This is a genomic window from Hydrogenophaga sp. (genome assembly GCF_026125825.1).
Lineage (GTDB): Bacteria > Pseudomonadota > Gammaproteobacteria > Burkholderiales > Burkholderiaceae_C > Hydrogenophaga.
Genome location: NZ_JAHCKK010000016.1, coordinates 36,152 through 56,252, shown reverse-complemented (window position 1 = coordinate 56,252; position 20,101 = coordinate 36,152). Strand labels below are relative to the sequence as shown.

At 69.3% G+C, this 20,101-nt stretch carries 20 protein-coding genes; 2 read left to right on the top strand and 18 right to left on the bottom strand.

What is annotated here, in order from left to right; genetic code table 11:
- Positions 1-37: 37 nt before the first annotated feature.
- The 17 genes from KIT86_RS08405 to KIT86_RS08325 all read right to left on the bottom strand — a co-directional run bounded on the left by KIT86_RS08405 (position 38) and on the right by KIT86_RS08325 (position 17,395).
- Positions 38-730 carry an extensin family protein gene (locus KIT86_RS08405; protein WP_297397196.1) on the bottom strand — a complete coding sequence of 231 codons (693 nt, stop codon included), beginning with the start codon at positions 728-730 and terminating at the stop codon, positions 38-40.
- A gap of 53 nt (positions 731-783) precedes the next feature.
- Positions 784-2,256 (bottom strand): AMP-binding protein, encoded by a 1,473-nt coding sequence (locus KIT86_RS08400; RefSeq protein ID WP_297397194.1) that lies wholly within the window; start codon positions 2,254-2,256, stop codon positions 784-786.
- Between the two features lie 4 nt (positions 2,257-2,260).
- The gene (locus tag KIT86_RS08395) at positions 2,261-3,241 is read right to left on the bottom strand and encodes a nitronate monooxygenase (protein WP_297397192.1); all 981 of its coding nucleotides are present in this window, start codon (positions 3,239-3,241) and stop codon (positions 2,261-2,263) included.
- 6 nt (positions 3,242-3,247) lie between these two features.
- On the bottom strand, positions 3,248-4,039 hold the full coding sequence (locus KIT86_RS08390; RefSeq protein WP_297397190.1) for an enoyl-CoA hydratase-related protein: 792 nt from the start codon (positions 4,037-4,039) through the stop codon (positions 3,248-3,250).
- Positions 4,040-4,086: 47 nt separating this feature from the next.
- On the bottom strand, positions 4,087-4,914 hold the full coding sequence (locus tag KIT86_RS08385) for an ABC transporter ATP-binding protein (protein ID WP_297397188.1): 828 nt from the start codon (positions 4,912-4,914) through the stop codon (positions 4,087-4,089).
- Positions 4,908-6,140: an ABC transporter substrate-binding protein gene (locus tag KIT86_RS08380; RefSeq protein ID WP_297397186.1), complete on the bottom strand. Its 1,233-nt coding sequence runs from the start codon at positions 6,138-6,140 to the stop codon at positions 4,908-4,910. The genes KIT86_RS08385 and KIT86_RS08380 overlap by 7 nt, the downstream gene beginning before the upstream one ends.
- A 40-nt stretch (positions 6,141-6,180) precedes the next feature.
- Complete coding sequence (locus KIT86_RS08375; protein WP_297397184.1) at positions 6,181-7,410, bottom strand: ABC transporter substrate-binding protein; 1,230 nt, start codon at positions 7,408-7,410, stop codon at positions 6,181-6,183.
- A gap of 40 nt (positions 7,411-7,450) precedes the next feature.
- A complete protein-coding gene (locus KIT86_RS08370; RefSeq protein ID WP_297397182.1) occupies positions 7,451-8,500 on the bottom strand; it encodes a branched-chain amino acid ABC transporter permease in 1,050 nt (349 codons plus the stop codon).
- Positions 8,500-9,384, bottom strand: coding sequence for a branched-chain amino acid ABC transporter permease (locus tag KIT86_RS08365; protein WP_297397179.1), 885 nt, complete (start codon positions 9,382-9,384; stop codon positions 8,500-8,502). Before KIT86_RS08365 ends, KIT86_RS08370 begins: the two co-directional genes overlap by 1 nt.
- Before the next feature lie 4 nt (positions 9,385-9,388).
- Positions 9,389-11,428 carry a long-chain fatty acid--CoA ligase gene (locus KIT86_RS08360; protein WP_297397177.1) on the bottom strand — a complete coding sequence of 680 codons (2,040 nt, stop codon included), beginning with the start codon at positions 11,426-11,428 and terminating at the stop codon, positions 9,389-9,391.
- Positions 11,425-12,213, bottom strand: coding sequence for an ABC transporter ATP-binding protein (locus KIT86_RS08355; protein ID WP_297397175.1), 789 nt, complete (start codon positions 12,211-12,213; stop codon positions 11,425-11,427). The genes KIT86_RS08360 and KIT86_RS08355 overlap by 4 nt, the downstream gene beginning before the upstream one ends.
- Complete coding sequence (locus tag KIT86_RS08350) at positions 12,206-13,258, bottom strand: CaiB/BaiF CoA-transferase family protein (RefSeq protein ID WP_297397173.1); 1,053 nt, start codon at positions 13,256-13,258, stop codon at positions 12,206-12,208. The genes KIT86_RS08355 and KIT86_RS08350 overlap by 8 nt, the downstream gene beginning before the upstream one ends.
- 62 nt (positions 13,259-13,320) lie before the next feature.
- A complete protein-coding gene (locus KIT86_RS08345; protein ID WP_297397215.1) occupies positions 13,321-14,472 on the bottom strand; it encodes an acyl-CoA dehydrogenase family protein in 1,152 nt (383 codons plus the stop codon).
- A 5-nt stretch (positions 14,473-14,477) separates the two neighbouring features.
- Positions 14,478-15,308 carry an SDR family NAD(P)-dependent oxidoreductase gene (locus KIT86_RS08340; RefSeq protein ID WP_297397171.1) on the bottom strand — a complete coding sequence of 277 codons (831 nt, stop codon included), beginning with the start codon at positions 15,306-15,308 and terminating at the stop codon, positions 14,478-14,480.
- 35 nt (positions 15,309-15,343) lie between these two features.
- Positions 15,344-15,751, bottom strand: coding sequence for a MaoC family dehydratase (locus KIT86_RS08335; protein WP_297397169.1), 408 nt, complete (start codon positions 15,749-15,751; stop codon positions 15,344-15,346).
- A gap of 16 nt (positions 15,752-15,767) precedes the next feature.
- Entirely contained in the window at positions 15,768-16,208 is a 441-nt protein-coding gene (locus KIT86_RS08330; RefSeq protein ID WP_297397167.1) for a MaoC family dehydratase N-terminal domain-containing protein, read from the bottom strand.
- Positions 16,205-17,395, bottom strand: a complete 1,191-nt coding sequence (locus tag KIT86_RS08325) for a lipid-transfer protein (protein ID WP_297397165.1) — start codon at positions 17,393-17,395, stop codon at positions 16,205-16,207. The genes KIT86_RS08330 and KIT86_RS08325 overlap by 4 nt, the downstream gene beginning before the upstream one ends.
- A 218-nt stretch (positions 17,396-17,613) precedes the next feature.
- On the opposite strand from KIT86_RS08325, the gene KIT86_RS08320 reads away from it, so the two are divergent.
- Both KIT86_RS08320 and KIT86_RS08315 read left to right on the top strand, forming a co-directional pair.
- Positions 17,614-18,540, top strand: a complete 927-nt coding sequence (locus KIT86_RS08320) for an AraC family transcriptional regulator (protein ID WP_297397163.1) — start codon at positions 17,614-17,616, stop codon at positions 18,538-18,540.
- A 256-nt stretch (positions 18,541-18,796) separates the two neighbouring features.
- Positions 18,797-19,294 carry an NYN domain-containing protein gene (locus KIT86_RS08315; RefSeq protein WP_297397161.1) on the top strand — a complete coding sequence of 166 codons (498 nt, stop codon included), beginning with the start codon at positions 18,797-18,799 and terminating at the stop codon, positions 19,292-19,294.
- A 41-nt stretch (positions 19,295-19,335) separates the two neighbouring features.
- Here the strand turns inward: KIT86_RS08315 and KIT86_RS08310 are convergent, their stop codons facing one another.
- Positions 19,336-19,914 carry an XRE family transcriptional regulator gene (locus tag KIT86_RS08310; RefSeq protein WP_297397159.1) on the bottom strand — a complete coding sequence of 193 codons (579 nt, stop codon included), beginning with the start codon at positions 19,912-19,914 and terminating at the stop codon, positions 19,336-19,338.
- Positions 19,915-20,101: the final 187 nt, after the last annotated feature.

Below are 20,101 nucleotides of genomic sequence, written 5' to 3'. Positions count from 1 at the left end.
ACCGGGCTCCCTCGCGCAGAGCGGTCACCCGCCGCGCTCAGCGGCACAGGCGGAACGCCCCACGGTCCAGGTGAAAGTGATCGCGGTGCGCGGCGTTGTAGCCCGGCCCCAGCGAGGCCTGGAAGAAGCGGCAGGCGCCACCGTGCACCTCGCGCAGGAACGCGGCCTCGGCCCCCTGGCCGTCCCAGTCCGCGAGCACGCGGACGCGGCGGCCGTCCGCCAGCCGAAAGCCCGCCACGTCCAGGGCATTGGCCCTGGCGTGCTGGCTGCGCCGCTGGCCCTCGCCACCCGCGCCGCGCACGTTGCGGCAGGCGTAGCTGCCCAGGTGCTCGACGCGCGCCACCCCCTGGCCGAAGTGCGCGCGGGCGGCGGGCTGCACGGCGTGGTGGTCCCACATCGCCAGCGACACCGCGGCCGGACAGCTCAGCGTGAACGCCGGGCCAAAGCGCGCGTCGCTCACGCGCACCGCCGTCTGCCAGCCGCAGCCCTCGCCCGCGTCGTTGTCCGGCACGCTCGCGTGTGCCAGCGTCGAGGCTGAGAGCACGGCGTTGCACATCGCAGGGTCATCGCTCAGGCGCGCGAGCTTGTGGCGCGTGAGCCAGTTGGGTTGGGCCGCGATCTCCAGCGGCGCCCAGGGGTTCCAGTCCGGCGGCACGTCGATATGACCACCGCGCACCGCCCAGGTGGCGAGGCCGGCGGCCAAGAGGAGCAAGAAGAGGACAGGGCGCATGCGTCCTCATTCGGATGCCTGCGAGCCCAAGAGGTTCAGTCGGGCGGGCTGGCTCAGGCCTGCACCGAGCGTTGCAGCGGCGCGGGCCTCAAGCTCACGCTGTGCGGCCGCTTGTAGCGCGCCAGCCGCTGCGCCACGAACGCGATCAGCTCAGCCTGCGTGGCCTGCGCGCCGGGTCGCAGCGCGCAGGCCGCGTGCACCGCCTCGCCCCACTTTTCGTCAGGCTGGCCGAACACGAAAGCCTCGGCCACGGCCGGGTGTTCGAGCAGCACCTGCTCCACCTCGGCGGGGTAGACGTTTTCGCCCCCGCTCTTGATGAGCTGCTTGTGCGCCGCGCGGCCGGTGAACCACAGCCAGCCGTCCTCATCGATGCGACCCAGGTCGCCGGTGCGGTGCCACGGATCGGCCGGTTTGAAGGGGCGCTTCGTGCCCACGTCCCAGTAGCCCAGGAACACGGTCGGGCCGCGCACCGCGATCTCGCCCTCCACGCCGTTGGCCAGCGGCTGACCGGCCGCGTCCTGGATGCGGATCTGCGACGGCGGCACGGCGCGGCCGGCAGCGCCCGGGCGCTCGCTCTGCAGGCCCAGGCACACCATGCTCGACACCTCGGCCTGCCCGTAGGCCGACCAGAAGCCCACCCGCGGGCACAGCGTGGCCAGGCGCGCCAGCGTGGCCGGGGGCTCCAGACCCATGCCGATGCGCAGGCTGGCCAGGGACGCACCGCTGGCCTGGGCCGCATCGAGCAGGGCGCCGAGCATGGGCGCAAAGGTGGCGCAGACGCTGACCTGGTGCCGGTCCACCGCCGCCACGGCCGCGGCGGGGTCGAAACGCGGCAGCAGCACGCAGGCACCGCCTGCGGCCAGCAGCGCCAGCGACAGGCCGATGCCGGCCGCATGGAACAGCGGCAGCACGCCCAGCCAGCGGTCGTCCACGCCGAGCGACCACACCTCGCCGATCTGCCGGGCCGAGGCGGTGAGCTGCGACTGCGCCAGCACCGCGCCGCGCGCATGGCCCTCCACCGCGGCGGTGAACAGCATGACCGCGCCAAGTTCCGGTGCGTCCTGTCGCGCCACGGCGGGCGCGGAGCCGGGGCCGGCGCAGGCCAGCGAGGGCCCGGTGGCGGCGCCGAGCGCCACCGCCGACACACCGGGCATGCCCTCGGGCCAGGCGGCCTGCCACAAGGGCGCACAGGCGGCGTCCACCACGGCCAGCGCCGGTGCGGCGTCGCGCGACTGCTGGGCCATCTCGCCCGCTGAGAGCCGCAGGTTCAGCGGCACCAGCATCGCGCCCAGCCAGGCCACCGCGCCCAGCATCACCAGCACCTCGGCGCGGTTGCCCGCGACCAGCACCACGCGCGCGCCCGGGCCGACGCCCAGGGCCGAGAGCGCGGCGGCCTGCCGCTGCACGGCTTCGTACAGCACGGCGTGCGAGTGGGGGGCGCCCTCGTCGATCAGGGCAGGCCGCTCCCCATGGGCCAGGGCGTTGTGCGCGAGCAGGTCGATCAGCGTGGGCAGGGCAGAGGTCATGGGGTCATCCTGGAAAACGGGAGGGGCCTGCGGGTGCGAGGCCCAGGCCACGCTGGCGCGCGGCATCGTATTGGCGGGCCAGTTCGTCCACCAGCGCCGCCACGGGTTGCACGCCCTGCACGCCGGCCACCGAGTGGCCTGCGCTGAAGAGCTCGGTCCAGCGCCGCGGGCGCCGGGTGTCGCGGGTGCCGTACAACTCGGCGGCGTCGGCCCTCAAGGACCCGGCGTCGAGCGCGCCGGGGTCGAGGCCCGCCTCCACGAGCGAGGCGCGCAGCCAGTTCACCGGCAGCCCGGTGAACGCGCTGGAGGACACGATGTCGTCCCAGCCCGCGTCCACCAGCATGCGCCGGTGGGCATCGCTCGCCAGGCTCTCGGTCGTGGCGATGAAGCGCGTGCCCATGTAGCCCAGGTCCGCGCCCAGGGCCTGTGCGGCCCACAGCGCGTGCCCGTCGGACAGGCCGCCTGCGACGACCAGCGGGCCGTCGAACAGCGCGCGCAGCGAGCGCACGCCCGCAAAGGGGCTCACCCAGCCGGTCTGCCCACCCGCGCCCGCGCACAGCAGCACCAGGCCGTCCACGCCGGCGGCGAGCGCCTTCTCGGCGTGCGCCAGCGTGGCCACATCGGCCCACACGCGGCAGCCCGCGTCGTGCAGGGGGCCCACCAGCGCGGCCGGCGAGCCCACGCTGGTGATCACCAGCTCCACCTTTTCGCGCACCACGCAGGCCAGGTCGTCGGCCAGCGTGGCGCTGCGCACGATCAGGTTCACCGCGAAGGGCGCGGCGTCCGGGGTGTCGCCGATGGTCCGGCGAATCTCGGCGATCCACGCGGCCAGCTCGCCATGCCGGCGGCAGTTGGCGGCGGGGAAGGCACCGATCACGCCCGCACGGCACGCGGCCGCCACCAGCGCGGGGCCGGACACATGCAGCATGGGCGCGGCGATCAGCGGCAGGCGCAGGCGCGTGCGCCACTCGGCGGGCAGGGCCATGGCCACTCAGCGGCCGGTGAATGAAGGCTTGCGTTTGGCCACAAAGGCCGACGTGCCCTCGCGCGCATCGGCGGTGCGGGCACAGGCCTTGAGCAACTGCTGCTCCAGCGACAGGTAGGCCTGCAGCGAGAGCGCGGGGCCTTCGAGCGAGAGCCGCTTCATGGCCGAGAGCGAGGCGGGCGCCGAGGCGCACAAGCGCTGCACCAGGGCCTGCGCGGCCGCCGCGAGCGAGTCGGCGGGGTGCACCTGGTCCACCGCGCCGGCGGCCAGGCAATGCGCGGCGTCGATCGCGTCGCTGAGCATGAGCCACTGCTGGGCGCGCACCGGGCCCACGCGCCGCGCCAGGAAGTACGAGGCGCCCACATCCGGCGAGAGGCCGATGGCCGCGTAACCCGTGCGCAGCTTCATCGTGTCGCTGGCGAGCACGAAGTCGCCGCACAGCGCCAGGCCCACGCCCGCACCGCCCACCGGGCCGCTCACCACGGTGACGATGGGGCAGGTGGCCTGCGCGAGCTTGAGGTAGCCCGGCAGCAATTCGTCGAGGATCTCGTCCACGAGCTCGTCAAGCCGGTCGCCCGCCTTCACGAACTCGCGGATGTCGCCGCCCGCACAGAAGATCGGCCCGCGCGCCTCGATCACCACCACGCGCGGCTGCCCGGCGAGCACCTCGTCGATCGCGCGCACCAGCGCGGGCGCGTTCGACGGGCCCAGCGCGTTGTTGTGTTCGGGCCGGTTGAGCACGATGCGCCCCACGCCCTGCGCGTCCACGTTCCATTCGATGCCGTTCATTTCATTCATGGTTCTTCTCCGTTGCGCAGCGCATGAAGTGATCTCTCGGGTGGGCGTCAGCCCAGCCATCGCTTGCGCCGACGGTAGTGCTTGACTTCGCGGTAGTTGCGCCGCTCGCCGCTGGCCTGGTGGCCCAGGTAGAACTCCTGGATGTCCTCGTTGGCGCGCAGCTCGGCGGCGGTGCCTTCGAGCACCACGCGGCCGTTCTCCAGGATGTAGCCGTGGTCGGCCAGTTCCAGCGCGGCCTGCGCGTGCTGCTCCACGATCAGCAGCGATACGCCCTCGGCCCGCAGCTTGGCCAGCAGCGCGAAGATCTCGCTCACCATCATGGGCGCCAGGCCCAGGGAGGGCTCGTCGATCATCAGCAACCGGGGCCTGGCCATCATCGCGCGGCCGATCAGCAGCAACTGCTGTTCGCCGCCCGAGAGGTAGCCAGCGGTGCGCGTGCGCAGCTCGGCCAGGCGCGGGATCAGGCCATAGACCCGCTCCAGCCCCTCCTTCACATCGGCCATGCGCGTGAGCCGGTGGCCGCCCACCACCAGGTTCTGCTCGGCCGTCATGTGGCGCAGCACCTTGCGGCCCTCGACCACGTGCACCACCCCGTCGGCCACCATCTGCCCGGCGCTGGCACCGGTGATGTCCCGGCCCAGCATCCGCACCTGGCCCGAGGCCACGCGGCCTTCCTCCACGTCGAGCATGCCGGAGATGGTCTTGAGCGTGGTGCTTTTGCCGGCCCCGTTGGGGCCGAGCAGCACGGTGCAACCCCCGTCGGCCACTTCCAGCGTGATGCCTTTGAGCGACAGGATCACGTCGGCGTAAAGCACCTCGACGTTGTTGAGCGCGATCAGCGCCTGGTCCGACACGGCCACGCTCCCGCTCACCATTTCGCCAGCTTGGGCACGGGCACGCCCCGGGCCACCGTGGTCAGCTTGCCGCCCACCACCTGGCCGATGTTCACGCGCGGGTCCTTGATGGGGAAGGGGGCCTCGACCGAGAAGTCGATGTCGCCGCCGCCGGTGAAGCCGAAGAAGTCCTTGGCCGGGAAGTGGGTCTCGATCAGCGTGTTGTAGAGCATCTCGCCGGTGAGCTTGTCGCCGCCGTTCTTCTTCGCCGCCGCCTCCACCGCGCGCACCAGCACCAGGGTCTGGTTGATGCCGATGGTGGTGATCGAGTGCCAGGGCGCCTTCATCCCGTACTTGGCCACCAGCATGTCGTAGAACTTCTTGGCCTCGGTGTCCTCGTCGGTGGCGATCACGCCGGCGTGCACTTCGTAGTCGCCGTCCATGGCGGCCATGTTGCCCAGCAGCTTCTGCAGCATCGCGGGCGAGTTCTGCAGGCTGTAGGCGATGGGCACGTTCTTGCCCAGCGTCTGCATGGCCCGCTTCACCGCCACCGCCTGCTGGATGTTCGAAGGCACGAGCACCACCTCGGCGCCGGCGTTGAGCACGCGGCGCAGCTGCAGCGTCACGTCGGCCGGCTGGGGCTCCACGTACACCATCTCGACCAGGGTCACCACGTTCGGGTTGGCCTTGGCATAAGCGATGATGCCCTTGCCCATGTCGGCGAAGGTGGGCGAGGCCTCGGTGGTGAACATCGCCACCTTCACCGGGCGGCCCGGGGTCTTGGTCTTCTGGAACCAGTCGATGAAGCCCGAGACCTCATGCACGAAGGTCGGGCGCGTGGCCAGCACCCACTGGTTGGGGCGCCAGCCAAAACCGTTGGCCGCCGAGCCCAGGATCATGGGCACCTTGTCGGTGGGCAGGCGCTGCTGCAGCGCCGAGGTGTCGGGGCCGCCGAGCGAGAGGCCGATCACCGGCTTGGTGGCCAGCACGCCCGGCCACAGGCTGGCGGTCTGCGCGGTGTCGTAGCGCGTGTCGTAGGTCTTGAGGTCGAGCTTGACGCCCAGCTTGGCGCCGACCTCCGCGTTCCACCAGTTCACCACGCCCTCGCGGCCCGGGCCCACCATGGGCATGATGGCCGCGAACGGGCCCGAGTAATCGGACAGCGCGGGAATCTGGTACACGGTCTGCGCGCTGGCGGGCGCAAGGGCCGTGGCGGTGATGCCCGCCAGCAGGGCGGCTTGCGCGGCCCAGTGTTTCAGTGCTTTCATGTCGTCTCCTGGTTGGAATGAAGGTCTGCGCAAAGGAAGCTCACCACTTGGCCAGCCTGGGCACCGGCACGCCCTTGGCCACGGTGGTCAACTTGCCACCCACCACCTGGCCGATGTTGATGCGTGGGTCCTTGGTGGGGAAGGGCGCCTCCACCGAGAAGTCGAGGTCGCCGCCGGTCAGGCCGAAGAAGTCCTTCGCGGGGAAGGTCGTCTCGATCAGCGTGCTGTAGATCAGGTCGCCGCTGAGCTTGTCGGGACCGTGCTTCTTCGCCGCCACCTCGATGGCGCGCACGGCCAGCAGCGTCTGCGTCATGCCCAGCGAGGTGATGGCGTGCCACGGCACCTTCATGCCGTGCCTGGCCACCAGCATGTCGTAGAAGCGCTTGGCCTCGGTGTCTTCCTCGCTGGTGATCACGCCGCCGTGCATCTCGTAGTCGCCTTCCATGGCGGCCATGCTGCCCACCAGCTTCTGCAGCATGCCGGGCGAGTTCTGCAGGCCGTGCACGATGGGCACGTTCTTGCCCAGGGCCTGCATGGCGCGCTTCACCGCCACCGCCTGCTGGATGTTGGTCGGCACCAGGATCACCTCGGCGCCGGCGTTGAGCACGCGGCGCAGCTGCAGCGTCACGTCGGTGGGCTGCACGTCCACGAACACCATCTCCACCAGGTTCACCACCTGGGGGCTGGCCTTGGCGTAGGCCGAGACGCCCTTGGCCATGTCGGCGAAGCTGGGCGAGGCCTCGGTGGTGAACATCGCCACCTTCACCGGCCGGCCCGGGGTCTTGGTCTTCTGGTACCACTCGATGAAGCCGGCGATCTCGTGCACGAAAGTCGGGCGGGGCGTGAGCACCCACTGGTTGGGGCGCCAGCCCGAGCCGTTCGCCGCCGAGCCCGAGATCATCACCACCTTGTCGGTGGGCAGGCGCTGCTGCAGCGCGGCGGTGTCGGGCCCGCCGGCCGAGAGGCCCACCAGCGGCCTGGTCGCCAGCACGCCGGGCCACAGGCTGGCGGTCTGCGCCGCGTCGTAGCGCGTGTCGTAGCTCTTCACCTCGATCTTCACGCCCATCTTCGCGCCCACCTCGGCGTTCCACCAGGTCGCCACCGCCTCGCGGCCGCCGGCCATCATCGGCATGATCGACGAGAACGGGCCCGAGAAATCCGACATCGCCGGCACCTGGTACACGGTCTGCGCCGCGGCCGGCAGGGCGGCCGACAGGCACAGCCCGGCCACGGTGGCGGTGCGGGCCGCCCAGCTCTTGAGTGATTGCATGTTGTCTCCTGTTGTCGTGAAAGGCGCCGCCCCCTGGCGGTCAGTAAGGGAACGGCCAGAGTCGGTACGCCTGCTTGGTGATCTGCACGCGGTGCATCACGCCCTTGGGCTCGAAGAGCAGGAACAGAATGATCACGGTGCCCAGCAGCACGTTCATGGCGGCGAAGACGAAGTCCTGCCCCACGGCGGGCACCCACTGGATGACGCTGGGGCCCAGGCTGGTCACGCCCTCGCGCGCCAGCTGGATCAGCACGGTGCCGATCAGCGCGCCGACGATGGAGCCCAGGCCGCCCACGATCATCATGGCGATCATCCAGATCGCGTTGAACAGCGTGAACTGCTCCACCGACACATGGCGCAGCGCCACCACCCACAGGCCGCCGGCCACGCCCGCATAGAAGGCGCTGACCAGGAAGGCGCGCGCCTTGGTGGCGGCCACGGGAATGCCCATCATCCCGGCGGCCACGTCGTCGTCGCGCACCGCCTCGAAGCTGCGGCCGTGGCGCGAGCGCACGATGCCGAAGGCCCCGATGGTCATGACCACCAGCACGATGAACGAAAAGCCGTAGATCGCGCGGTCGTTGTTCAGCGCCACGCCCAGCGCGGTGGCCGATTCCACATGCAGCCCGCCCGCGCCGCCCAGCCAGGCCTGCGGCAGGTTGAGCACCAGGAAGTGGAACAGCGCCTGGGCCGCGATGGTCGTCAGCGCAAGGTAGAAGCCCTTGATGCGCGCCGCCGTGAGCCCGAACATCACGCCAAACAGCGCCGCGCCCGCACCACCGATGAGCAGCGCCGCCAGCGCGTCCCAGCCCGCCGACATGGCCAGCGCCGCGCCATACGCGCCCACGCCCATGAAGGCCGACTGCCCCAGGTTGATCTGGCCCGCGTAGCCGGTGCAGATCTGCAGGCCGATCACGGCCACGGCGGTGATGAAAGTGGTGTAGCCGATGCTGACCCAGCGGTCCGAGGCCCACCAGGGCAGCGTGGCCAGCACGAGCAGCAAGGCCAGCAGGCAGGCCCACTGCGCGCGCGTGCGGATGAGCGAGCGGTCGCCCGCGTGGCTGGTGAAGAAAATGCCGGACGGGTCCATCACACACGCTCCACATGGCGCCAGCCGAACAGGCCGGTGGGGCGCACCAGCAGGATCAGCAGCATGAAAACAAAGGGCACGATCGACGAGGCCGAGCCGCCGATCGCAGGATCCACATACGCCGCCACCAGGGCCTGCACGATGCCGACGATGGCACCGGCCAGGATCAGCCCGCCGATGGACTCCAGGCCGGCGAGCAGCGCCACCGGCAGTGCGGCCAGCGCCACGTCGGCCGTGCCCACCGTGAGCGAGCGGCCGCTGAGCAGCACGATGGCGCCGGCCGTGGCGATCACCGAGCCCATCATCCAGGCCAGGGTGACAGCGCGCTTGACCGAGATGCCCAGCGAGATCGCGGTGGTGGGCTCCTCGGCCACGGCGGTCAGCGTGAGGCCCGCCCGGGTGCGGTTGAAGAACCACGACATGCCCACCGTGACCACCAGCGTGAGGATGGCGCCGATCACCAGCGACGACGGGAAGATCATGTCGCCGACGATGAAGGGCGCGGGCGGCAGCAGCACGGGGAACTGGCGGTCCGCCGCGCCCCACACCACCAGCACGATGCCGCGGATCAGGATCACCAGGCCGATGGTCACCATCACCATGGAGAACACCGACTCGCCCACCAGCCGCTCGAAGAACAGGCGCTCGATCAGCCAGCCATAGACCAGCGCGCAGACAAACGCCAGCGGAATGGCCAGCCAGGGCGGCAGGTTGGCGCCCAGCGTGAGCGTCCACACCGCGTAGGCGCCGAGCATCATCAACTCGCCCTGCGCGAAGTTGAACACCTTGCTGGCGCGGTAGATCACCATGAAGCCCAGCGCCAGCAGGGCGTAGATCTGGCCTTGCAGAAAGCCGTTGAGGAGGTAGTTGAAGAAGTCGGTCATGGGGTCAGGTCTCCTGGGCACCAGAGGCCGGCACGTGGCCGGTGGTCACGTCGGCGCGCAGCACGCCGGCGCGGCCGTCCTGGTAGCGCACGGGGATTTCGATGGTCGTGCCGGGCCGGTTGTCGTACATCGCCTCGATCAGCGCGCCGTAGCGCTGTTCGATGAAATCGCGCTTGAGCTTGCGGGTGCGCGTCAGCTCGCCTTCGTCGGCATCCAGCTCCTTGGGCAGGTTCACGAAGTGCTTCAGGCGCGCGGCCTCGGGCAGGGCCTGGTTCACGCTCGCGATCTCCCTGGCCACCTGCGCCAGCACCTCGGGGCGCTGCGAGAGGTCGGTGAACGTGGTGAACGACACGCCGTTGCGCTCGGCCCAGCGGCCGAACACGTCGCCATCGATGTTCACCAGCGCCGTCACGTGCGGGCGCGCCGGGTCGCCCACCACCATCACCTCGCGGATGTAGGGCGAGAAGCGCAGCCGCACCTCGATGAACTGCTTGGAGAACAGGTGGCCGCCCTGCAGCCGGTTCATGTGCTCCAGCCGGTCGTAGTAGATGAGCTCGTTGCCGCCGGGCCCCTGGCCCACCGCGTCGCCGGTCTGGAACCAGCCCTCGTTCATCTTCTCGGCGCTCTTCTCGGGCTTGCCCCAGTAGCCCGAGAAGCCCGCGCCGCCGCGCACCTCCAGACCGCCGCCTTCGCTCAGCCGCCACTCCATCGGCACGCCCCAGGGGCTGGCCATGGCCACGGTCTCGCCGATCGTCTCGGCGTTGACGCGCGCGCCCTGGTGCACCGTGATCAGGCCGAACTCGCTGCAGCCGTACACGTTGCGCAGCATCACGCCCATGGCCGCGAACAGCCGGAAGATGTCGGGCGCCACCGCCGCGCCGCCGGTGAAGGCGATGCGCGCGCGCTTGAGGCCCAGCTGTTCGCGCAGCGGGCGCAGCACCAGCGCATCGGCCAGCGGCAGCTGGGCGCGCACCCACCAGGCGCGCGCGCGGGTGTCCATCTGGTCCGCGCGCGCCAGCTTGCCGATGCGCAGGCCCCACTCCACCACCTTCTGGCGCCAGGGCGCGGCATCGAGCATGCGGGCGTGCACCCGCGCGGCCAGGCTCTCCCACTGGCGCGGACCGAAGAACACCATCTCGCAGGCCAGCTCGCGGATCGCCTCCTGGATCTGGTCCGGCCGCTCGGCAAAGTTCACGCGCAGCGGGCGCATCAGGCCCATGGTCACGCCCACCCATTGCTCGGTCGCCCACGACAGCGGGATGTACGACAGGTACTCGCCGCCCTGCGGCACCTGCATGGTCTGGCCGATCAGCTCGGCGTTGTGCATCAGCGAGGCGTGTGTGGTGATCACGCCCTTGGGCGCACCCGTGGTGCCCGAGGTGTAGGACAGCACGGCGATGTCGCTGGCCTGGCCCTGCATCACCGCTTGCTCGAACCAGGCCGCGTCCCCGGGCTGCAGCGGCAGCGCCGGGGCCTTCACCGCATCCCAGCCCAGCAGGCCCTCATGCCGGTACGACCACAGGCCGCCCGACTCCCACCACACCACGGTGTGCAGGCCGCCGTGGCGGGCCATCACGGGCAGCACCTTGTCCACCTGCTCCTGGTCTTCGGCAAACACGCAGACCGCCTGCGCGTCGCCCACCACGTAGTCCACCTCCGATTCGGCCGCGTCCGGGTACAGCGCCACCACCTTGGCGCCCACCGCCATGGCGGCCCACTCGGCCCAGTAAAGCTCGGGCCGGTTCTCGCTGAGCAGCACCACGGTCTGGCCGCGCTGCACGCCCCGCGCACGCAGGCCCAGGGCCAGGGCGCGCACCTCGTCGCGCACGTCGGCCCAGCTGAATTCATGCCACACGCCGTCGCGCTTGTGGCGTTGCGCCACCTCGCCGCCGCGCGTGGCCGCGTTGTGCAGCAGCCATTGCGGCAGGGTCTGCGGGGTCTTGTTCAGGGTCGCGCTCATGCGATCCGGCGCCGGGCCGCCCCAAGCAGGATCAGCTCCCTTGGGGGGCAGCGACTCGCGCAGCGATGGAGCGTGGGGGCTCATGCGTGTCCTCCCAGGTAGGCAGAGATGACGTTCTCGTCCTTCTGCACCGCAGCGGGCGAGGCGTCGGCGATCTTGCGGCCGAAGTTCAGCACGATCACGCGGTCGGCGATGTCCATCACCACGCCCATGTCGTGCTCCACCAGCACCACCGGAATCTGCCGCGATTCCCGGATGTCCAGGATGAAGCGCGCCAGGTCTTCCTTCTCTTCCGAGTTCATGCCCGCCATGGGCTCGTCCAGCAGCAGCATGCGCGGCTCCATGGCCAGCGCGCGGCCCAGGTCCACGCGCTTGCGCATGCCGTAGCCCAGCGTGCCCACCGTGTGGTGGCGCAGGTGCTCCAGTTCGAGAAAGCTCAGAATCTCTTCGGCCACGGCGCGGTGCGCCACCTCTTCGCGGTGCGCGAAGGGGTAGTAGAGAAAGGCCGTGGTCAGCGTGCTCTTCATGTGCATGTAGCGGCCCACCAGGATGTTGTCGAGCACGCTCATGTGCGGCAGCAGGTGCGTGCCCTGGAAGGTGCGCGCCAGGCCGGCCTGGGCCACGCGGTGCACCGGCCAGCGGCCGATGTCCTGCCCTTCGAAACGCACCGTGCCCGTGCTCGGTCGGTAAAAGCCCGAGAGCACGTTGAGCAGCGAGCTCTTGCCCGCGCCGTTGGGGCCGATGAGCGCCACCAGCTCCTGGTGGCCGATGTCCACCGAAATCTCGGACAGCGCGGTGACGCCGCCGAACTTCAGCGTGAGGTCGCGCGCCTCCAGCATGGCGGCGTGGGAACGCCGGTCTTCAGTCATGGGTGTGGGCCCCTTGCAAGGTGGTGAAACGGGGTGCGGCGCCGGTGCGGCGTTCGCCCGACGGCGTCTGCGCGTACAGGCCACGCACCGCGTTGTGCGGGTGGCGGGCGGCTTCGTCCAGCGTGAGCACCGGGGCGAAGCAGGCGTCCGTGCCTTCGAGCAGCTCGCACCAGTGCTGGCGCGGCTGGGTGAGGAAGAGGGCGCGCAGCCGCTCTTTCAGGGCCGGCCAGGCGGCGGTGTCGTACTGCGCGGCCGGGTCCACGTCCGCCAGGCCGAGCTTGTGCAACAGCAGCGCGTAGAACGCCGGCTCGATCGCGCCGAGCGTGATGAAGCCACCCTCCGCGCAGCGGTACACGTCGTAGAACGGCGAATCGTGGAACACGCTGGGCCGCTCGTTGCCCTGGCCACCCAGGCCGCCGGTGCCGGCGATCCATTGCGCCAGGCCGCCGAGCATGGCGACCACGTCCACGATGGCCGCGTCCACCACGCAGCCCTGGCCGCTCTGGCGCGCCTGCAGCACGCCGCTGACGATGCCCAGCGCCAGGCCGAGCGCGCCGCCGGCATCGCCCAGCACCGTGGGCGGCGACACCGGGAGCTGGCCGTGCACCGCCGAGAGCGACAGCATGCCGCTGAGCGCCACGTAGTTGATGTCGTGCCCGGCCGCGTGCGCCAGCGGGCCCTGCTGGCCCCAGCCCGTCATGCGGCCGTAGACCAGCTTCGGGTTCACCGCTGCGCAGGCCTCGGGGCCCAGGCCCAGCCGCTCCATCACGCCTGGGCGGTTGCCTTCGATCAGCGCGTCGGCGCTGGCCACCAGGCCCAGGGCCTGCGCCACATCGTCGGGGTTCTTCAGGTTGAGTTCGACGACGGTCTTGCCCTCGCGCAGCGGCGGCTGCCCGCCACCCGAGAGCTTGTCGACCACGGCGGAGGCGCCCGGCCGTGCGATCACCGTGACGCGCGCGCCCAGGTCCGCCAGCACGCGGCCGCACAGCGGGCCGGGGCCGATGCCTTCGAACTCGATCACGTGAATGAAGTTCAGCGGCTGCATAGGGATACCTCCGACCTGAAGGTCTGCGGTGCGAGCGCCTTCGGGCGGCCGGGCGGCGCTCATCAGCCCACCACCTTGCGGGCGATCAGGTCTTTCATGATCTCGTTGGCGCCGCCATAGATGCGCTGCACGCGCGAGTCGGCATAGAGCCGGGCGATCGGGTACTCGACCATGTAGCCGTAGCCGCCGAAGAGCTGCAGGCACTCGTCCGTCACCTTGCCTTGCTGCTCCGAGCACCACCACTTGGCCATGTAGGCCGCCTCGTTGTCCAGCGTGCCGTCGAGCTGGCGCTGGATGCAGTCGTTCACGAACGTGCGCACCACATGCGCCAGCGTGGCGCACTCGGCCAGCTTGAAGCGGGTGTTCTGGAAGTCGGCCAGCGCCTGGCCGAAGGCCTTGCGCTGCTTCGTGTAGTCCACCGTGAGTTCCACCGCGCGCTCGATCACCGCCGCCGCGTTCACCGCGAGCAGCAGGCGCTCGTAGGTGAGCTGGCTCATCAGCTGCTTGAAGCCTTCGCCCTCCCGGCCGCCGAGCAGCTGGGACGCCGGCACGCGCACGCCGTCGAACGACAGCTCGGCCGTGTCCGACGCGTGCTGGCCCAGCTTCTCCAGCCGCCGGCCCACGCGAAAGCCCGGCAGGTGGTCGGTTTCCATCACGATCAGCGAGACGCCCTTGGCACCGGCCTCGCCCGTGCGCACCACCACCACCAGCAAGTTGGCGGTGAAGCCGTTGGTGATGAAGGTCTTGGCACCGTCCACCACGTAGTGGTCGCCATCGAGGCGCGCCCTGGTGCGGATCGCTTTCAGATCGGAGCCCGCGCCGGGTTCGGTCATGGCGATGCCGGCCAGCATCTCGCCGCTGACGAGGCGGGGCAGCCAGCGCTGCTTCTGTTCTTCGGTGCCGTAGTCCAGGATGTAGTGCGCGGCGATGGAGTGCACGCCGGTGTTGGCGGGCACCTCCTGCTTGGAGAGCTCGTCCTGCACCACCAGCTGGTAGGCGATGCTCGCACCCGGGCCGCCATAGGCCTCGGGCATCTCGGGCAACAGGAAACCCAGCTCGCCCAGGCTGCGCCAGGACTCGCGGGGGATGAAGCCCTGGCGGCGCCAGGCATTGAGGTGGGGCGCGAGCTTGTCCGCCACGCAACGGCGGACCTGCTCGCGAAAAGCCTCGATGTCGGCATCCATCCAGGGATGCTGGTGCAGGCGCGGCAGCATGCTCATCACATGCCCGTCAGGCCGCCGGAGCAGATCAGCGTCTGGCCGCTGACGTAGTCCGACTCGGGGATGCAGAACAGGTACACCGAGCCCGCGGCTTCTTCGGGCGTGCCGCCCCGGCCCAGCGGGATGGTCTGCTCCATCATCGACAGCAGGCCCGGGTTCACGCCCACCTTGATGTCGCGCCCGTCGATGTTCGTGGTGGCGCCATCGGCGGTGCTGCCGGTCAGCCGCGTCTTGATGAGGCCGAAGGCCACGCAGTTCACCGTCACGTTCATGCGGCCCCACTCCTTGGCCAGCGCCTGCGTGAGGCCCATGATGCCGGCCTTGGCCGCCGAATAGTTGGACTGGCCCACGTTGCCGAACACCCCGGCCATGGACGAAATGTTCACCACCTTGCGCACCTTGCGCACGCCGCTGTCCGTCTCGGCCTTGGACAGCGCGCGGATCACCGGCTGCGCCGCGCGCAGGATGCGAAACGGCGCGGTGAGGTGGCAGTCCATGATGGCGTACCACTGCTCGTCGGTCATCTTCTGGATCACGTTGTCCCAGGTGTAGCCGGCGTTGTTGACGATGATGTCCAGGCCCTTGAAGTTCTCCACCGCCGCGCCGATGAAGCGCTCGGAGAAATCGGGCGCTGTCACGCTGCCCACGCAGGCCACGGCCTCCCCGCCCAGGGCCTTGATGGCCTCCACGGTCTCCTGCGCCGGGTCGGCGTCCAGGTCGTTGATCACCAGGCGCGCGCCATCCCTGGCGAGCTTGAGGGCGATCTCACGGCCGATGCCGCGCCCCGAGCCCGTGATCAGGGCCACCTTGCCGTCGAGTTTCTTGCTCATGCTGTGTCTTTCCTCTTGTGTGTGTCGGTGTGCGTTCAGGCCAGTGCCACGATGGCCTCGCCGACGATCTTGTTCTGGCCGTATTGATTCGAAGAGCTCACGGCCACGCGCGCGCAGGCCTCGCCGTCGAGGTCCATCAGCTCCACCACCTCGCCGCTGCAAGTGATGGCGTTGCCCAGGTGGGTGATGCCGGCGAAGCGTGCGTCGTACCGGCGCAGGCGCGACTGCGGCGCCCATTGCGTGATGAGCCGGCCCACCCAGGCCATGCCCAGCATGCCCTGCGCGAACACGTCGGGCATGCCCGAGCGGCGCGCGAAGTCCAGGTCGATGTGGATCGGGTTGTGGTCGCCCGAGGCGCCGCCGAAGAGCGCGAGCGTGGCGCGGTCCACCGGCGGGAGTTGCAGGGCGGGCAGGCGGTCGCCGACCTTGATGGATGCGGTCATGGTGTTCTCTTCCCTTTCAGTGGCGGACAACGAGCACGGTGCGCAGCTCGGCGACGAGTTCCTCGCGCTGGTTGGTCACCTTGGAATCCTTGACGGCGAACTCCAGCTTGCCGCCCTTCTTGTCGTAGATGTCGGTGATGGTCGATTGCACCGTCACCGTGTCGCCCGCGCACACCGGCTGGAGGTAGCGGAACGACTGCTCGCCGTGCAGCAGCTTGGCCAGCGGGATGTCCAGGTCGGCGAGCAGCTGGTCGTTCGCCCCGCTGTCGAGCTCGGCCGCGAACAGAAAGGTGGGCGGGGCCGGCACGTCCGCATAGCCGGCGGCCTGCGCGGCGGCCGGGTCCAGATAGACCGGGTCCTTCTCGCCGATGGCCTTGGCAAAAAACCGCAGGCGCGTGCGGTCCAGCGTGAGCACCGAAGGCTTGAGCTGGTAGCCGATGAATTTGCGGTCGATCATGCGGCCACCTTTTCGTACATCGTCACCACACACGCCCCGCCCAGGCCCAGGTTGTGCTGCAGCGCGATGCGCGCGCCTTCCACCTGGCGCTTCTCGGCCTGGCCGCGCAGTTGCTGCACGAGCTCGGTGCATTGCGCCAGACCCGTGGCACCCAGCGGGTGGCCCTTGGAGAGCAGACCGCCCGAGGGGTTGGTGACCACCTGGCCGCCGTAGGTGTTGTCGCCGTCCTCCACGAACCGCTGCGCGCCGCCGCGCTCACACAGGCCCAGCGCCTCGTAGCTCAGCAGCTCGTTGTGCGCGAAGCAATCGTGCAGCTCCACCACCTGCACGTCGCGCGGGCCCAGGCCGGCCTCGGCATACACCTGCTCGGCGCAGGCCTTGGCCATGCTGAAGCCCACCACCTCGCGCATGTCCTGGGCTTCGAAGGTGGCGGGGCTGTCGGTTGTCATCGCCTGCGCGCGGATGCGCACCGCCGTGTTCAAACCGTGCTTCCTGGCGAAGGCTTCCGAGCACACGATGGCCGCTGCCGCGCCACAGGTGGGCGGGCAGGCCATCAGGCGCGTCATCACGCCCGGCCACATCACCGGCGCGTTCATCACGTCCTCTTCCGTCACCACCGTGCGAAACAGCGCCAGCGGGTTGTTCGACGCATGGCGGCTGGCCTTGGCGCGGATCTTCGCGAAGGTGTTCAGCGGCGTGCCGAACTCCTCCATGTGCGCCAGGCCCGCGCCGCCAAAGTAGCGCAGCGCCAGCGGAATCTCGCCATGGCCCACCAGGGCCTCGGTGGCTTCGTCGAAACGCTCGAAGGCGCTCGCGCGGTCCTTGAACACCGAACCCAGGGCGCCCGGGTTCATCTGCTCGAAGCCCAGCGCCAGCACGCAGTCCGCCGCGCCGCTCATCACCGCCTGGCGCGCAAGAAAGAGCGCGGTCGAACCGGTGGAGCAGTTGTTGTTCACGTTCACCACGGGAATGCCCGTCATGCCCACTTCGTACAGCGCGCGCTGGCCCGCGGTGGAGTCGCCGTACACGTAGCCCACGTAGGCCTGCTGCACCTTGGCGTAGTCCAGGCCCGCATCGCGCAGCGCCGCGTTCACCGCCTTGGCCGCCATCTGCGGGTAGGGCTCGCTCGCCCCGGGTTTGGTGAACGGCACCATGCCGACCCCCACGACATACACGTCTTGCTTCATGAACGGTCCTTTGTGCGATGGGCCGATGGCCCCGAAAAAAATTGGTCGGAAGACGGGGCGGATGCTAGGCTTCGCCCCATTTCCAGGCGATAGCCGAACACCCTGAAACCATGGCAAAAGACCTCAAACGCCGAAAACCTCGGGAAAACCCTGGGGCCTTCATTGCCCCTGTTTTCGTCTTCGGCATGCTCTCCGGGCCGGAAAGCAAGGGCTTGAACATGGATGGCTATCTACGTCAAGCCGGGGTAGACCCGCATGCCCTGCGCCAACCCGGTTACCCGGGCGTCACGCCGATGCAATACGTGGCGCTTTTCTATGCCTTGCTCAACGACATGAAGGACGAGTGCATGGGCCTGTTCTCGCGCCCGTTCAAGCCCGGCAGCTTCGCGCTGACGGCGCGCGAAGGCCTCTCGGCGCAAGACCTGCGCAGCGCGCTCAAGCGCATGAGCGCGGCGCTCAACCTGCTGCAGGACGACATCTTTTTCTCGCTGCAGGTCAACGGCGACGAAGCCGGCCTGCACATGCAGACCATCGCCCCCGGGCACCCCACGCCGGTGTTTGCGCAGGAAACCATGGTGCGCGTGCTCTGGCGGCTGGCCGCGTGGCTGCTGAACGCGCCGTTGCCCATCCGGCACTTCGACTTCAGCTACCCCGAGCCCCAGGGGCAGGAGGGCTACAACCTCGTGTTCCCCGCGCCCCGGCGCTACGGGCAGGCGGCCTTCGGCTTCTGGTTCAAGGCCTCGGAGCTGCAGACGCCGGTGAGCCGCGACGAGCCGGCCCTGCGCGTGTTCCTGACCGATGCGTACACACAAGTCATCTCGCCGCCGCGCGACTTCGGCGCTGTGGCGCAGCGGGTGCGCAACCACCTCATGCGCAGCTACCCCCAATGGCCTTCGCTGGAAGAAGTGGCCGAACACCTGCACACCTCGCCGTCGAGCCTGCAGCGGCACCTCTCGGCCGAACACACCTCGCTGCAATGGCTCAAGGACGACCTGCGGCGCGACCTCGCGATCTCGCGCCTGTCGTCATCGCGCGTGTCGCTGGTGCAGCTGGCAAGCGAGCTGGGCTTCAGCGACAGCCCGACGTTCCAGCGCGCGTTCAAGAAGTGGACGGGAAAACACTGCGGGGCGTATCGGCGGCGCTGAACGCCGAAGCTATACTTCTTTCGTCGTACAAAAGTGCGATCAGGATTGGCGTCCTGAAGATAGCGTTTGTTGAGATGGCTGCAGCGTTTTGGCGTTGCGGCCATCATCTTCTTCGTCTGTGCTTTCCTTTTATGGTGGCCCGGACGGGGAGACGCAAGTCTCGCCGGCTCGCGAACGCTATCCCGGTACGCCAACCTGTTCGGGCCACCGCCACCTCAAAAGGGTGGCGGTGGATCTCATGGCAACAGGAAGGCCCATGACGCAACCACCGTTTCTTTTTCCCCCGCCGCTGCGGCTTGCGCTGCTGATCGATGCCGAGAACATGAGCTGGACGTGCTGCGAACCCGTGATGCGGTTCGCCGCCGAACGCGGCCGGCTTCTGATCCGCCGCGCGTACGCCGACTGGACCAACCCGCACCTGCTCTCCTGGCGCAAGGTGCTGGAAACCCACGTGATCCGCCCGGTCCAGCAGTTCCACTACCGCCACGGCAAGAACGCCAGCGACTCGGCCTTGATCATGGACATGATGGAAATGCTGCACGCGCCGCAGCGCAAGGTGGACGGTTTCTGCATCGTGTCATCGGACAGCGACTACACCGGCGTGGCGACCCGCGCGCGGGAGGCCGATGTGCCGGTCTATGGCTTTGGCCGGCCCGATGCGGCAAAGAGTTTTGTGGCAGCTTGCAATGAGTTCGGCTACCTCAACGGCTGCACTCAGGCCGCCGCTGCCGCCCCAGCCGGCGCGAATCCCTGAGGCGGGCGCCCGGGACAGGCCGGTGCGCGAGTGCACCCGGCTCAGGCCAGGTTGGCCTTCGAGCCGGCGGGCGAATACATCACGACCAGGGCCGTGGCGGGTCCGGAGAGGCAATGGCCGCGATGGGGAATCCTTGAGTCGAAGTGGATGGTGTCGCCTGGCTCCAGCACGAACTTGTCCATGCCCACCTGCCATTCCACCCGCCCGGTGAGCACGTGCATCATTTCTTCGCCTTCGTGCTCGAAGAAGACGAACTTGTCGACCTTGTCGGGGAAGGAAAAGATGAAGGGCTGGAGCGCGCGTCCCGTGGTGGCGTCGGTCAGCGCAAAGTAGTCGTAGCCGAACTGGCTGCCCCCCATGACGGTCGGGCGCTTGTCCGTCTTCTTGACGAAGCTCACCCCCCGCCATGCGGTATGGGGGGTTTCGGTGAGCAGGCTGGCCGCCTCGATGCCGAGCACATCGGTGATGCGAGAGAGCGTGCCGATCGGAGGGACTTTCTTGCCGTTCTCGATGCGCGACAAATAGGCTTTGCCGAATCCCGAGCGCTGCGCGAGTTCGGCCAGCGTCAGCTTGGCTTCGAGGCGGCGTTGCTTCAAGCGCGCGCCCAGCGCAATGTGCACTTCCACTTCTTTGGTGGCTGGGGCTTGTGCTTCGGGTTTTCGGGTTTTTTGAGAGCGTGCTGCAACCATGTTGCCTGAATTTTCCCTGGAAATGGATGGGTTTCCCAGCATAGCTCACGCCGGGATGCGCACCATGAAGGGATTACCCATGCCCGTTCCCGCGAGGCGGTCGGTGGGCACCGGCGCG

Excerpts from the sequence above, each read along its gene's own strand:
- KIT86_RS08405 (WP_297397196.1), bottom strand. The coding sequence starts at position 730 with ATGCGCCCTGTCCTCTTCTTGCTCCTCTTGGCCGCCGGCCTCGCCACC.
- KIT86_RS08400 (WP_297397194.1), bottom strand. The coding sequence starts at position 2,256 with ATGACCTCTGCCCTGCCCACGCTGATCGACCTGCTCGCGCACAACGCC.
- KIT86_RS08395 (WP_297397192.1), bottom strand. The coding sequence starts at position 3,241 with ATGGCCCTGCCCGCCGAGTGGCGCACGCGCCTGCGCCTGCCGCTGATC.
- KIT86_RS08390 (WP_297397190.1), bottom strand. The coding sequence starts at position 4,039 with ATGAATGAAATGAACGGCATCGAATGGAACGTGGACGCGCAGGGCGTG.
- KIT86_RS08385 (WP_297397188.1), bottom strand. The coding sequence starts at position 4,914 with ATGGTGAGCGGGAGCGTGGCCGTGTCGGACCAGGCGCTGATCGCGCTC.
- KIT86_RS08380 (WP_297397186.1), bottom strand. The coding sequence starts at position 6,140 with ATGAAAGCACTGAAACACTGGGCCGCGCAAGCCGCCCTGCTGGCGGGC.
- KIT86_RS08375 (WP_297397184.1), bottom strand. The coding sequence starts at position 7,410 with ATGCAATCACTCAAGAGCTGGGCGGCCCGCACCGCCACCGTGGCCGGG.
- KIT86_RS08370 (WP_297397182.1), bottom strand. The coding sequence starts at position 8,500 with ATGGACCCGTCCGGCATTTTCTTCACCAGCCACGCGGGCGACCGCTCG.
- KIT86_RS08365 (WP_297397179.1), bottom strand. The coding sequence starts at position 9,384 with ATGACCGACTTCTTCAACTACCTCCTCAACGGCTTTCTGCAAGGCCAG.
- KIT86_RS08360 (WP_297397177.1), bottom strand. The coding sequence starts at position 11,428 with ATGAGCCCCCACGCTCCATCGCTGCGCGAGTCGCTGCCCCCCAAGGGA.
- KIT86_RS08355 (WP_297397175.1), bottom strand. The coding sequence starts at position 12,213 with ATGACTGAAGACCGGCGTTCCCACGCCGCCATGCTGGAGGCGCGCGAC.
- KIT86_RS08350 (WP_297397173.1), bottom strand. The coding sequence starts at position 13,258 with ATGCAGCCGCTGAACTTCATTCACGTGATCGAGTTCGAAGGCATCGGC.
- KIT86_RS08345 (WP_297397215.1), bottom strand. The coding sequence starts at position 14,472 with ATGCTGCCGCGCCTGCACCAGCATCCCTGGATGGATGCCGACATCGAG.
- KIT86_RS08340 (WP_297397171.1), bottom strand. The coding sequence starts at position 15,308 with ATGAGCAAGAAACTCGACGGCAAGGTGGCCCTGATCACGGGCTCGGGG.
- KIT86_RS08335 (WP_297397169.1), bottom strand. The coding sequence starts at position 15,751 with ATGACCGCATCCATCAAGGTCGGCGACCGCCTGCCCGCCCTGCAACTC.
- KIT86_RS08330 (WP_297397167.1), bottom strand. The coding sequence starts at position 16,208 with ATGATCGACCGCAAATTCATCGGCTACCAGCTCAAGCCTTCGGTGCTC.
- KIT86_RS08325 (WP_297397165.1), bottom strand. The coding sequence starts at position 17,395 with ATGAAGCAAGACGTGTATGTCGTGGGGGTCGGCATGGTGCCGTTCACC.
- KIT86_RS08320 (WP_297397163.1), top strand. The coding sequence starts at position 17,614 with ATGGATGGCTATCTACGTCAAGCCGGGGTAGACCCGCATGCCCTGCGC.
- KIT86_RS08315 (WP_297397161.1), top strand. The coding sequence starts at position 18,797 with ATGACGCAACCACCGTTTCTTTTTCCCCCGCCGCTGCGGCTTGCGCTG.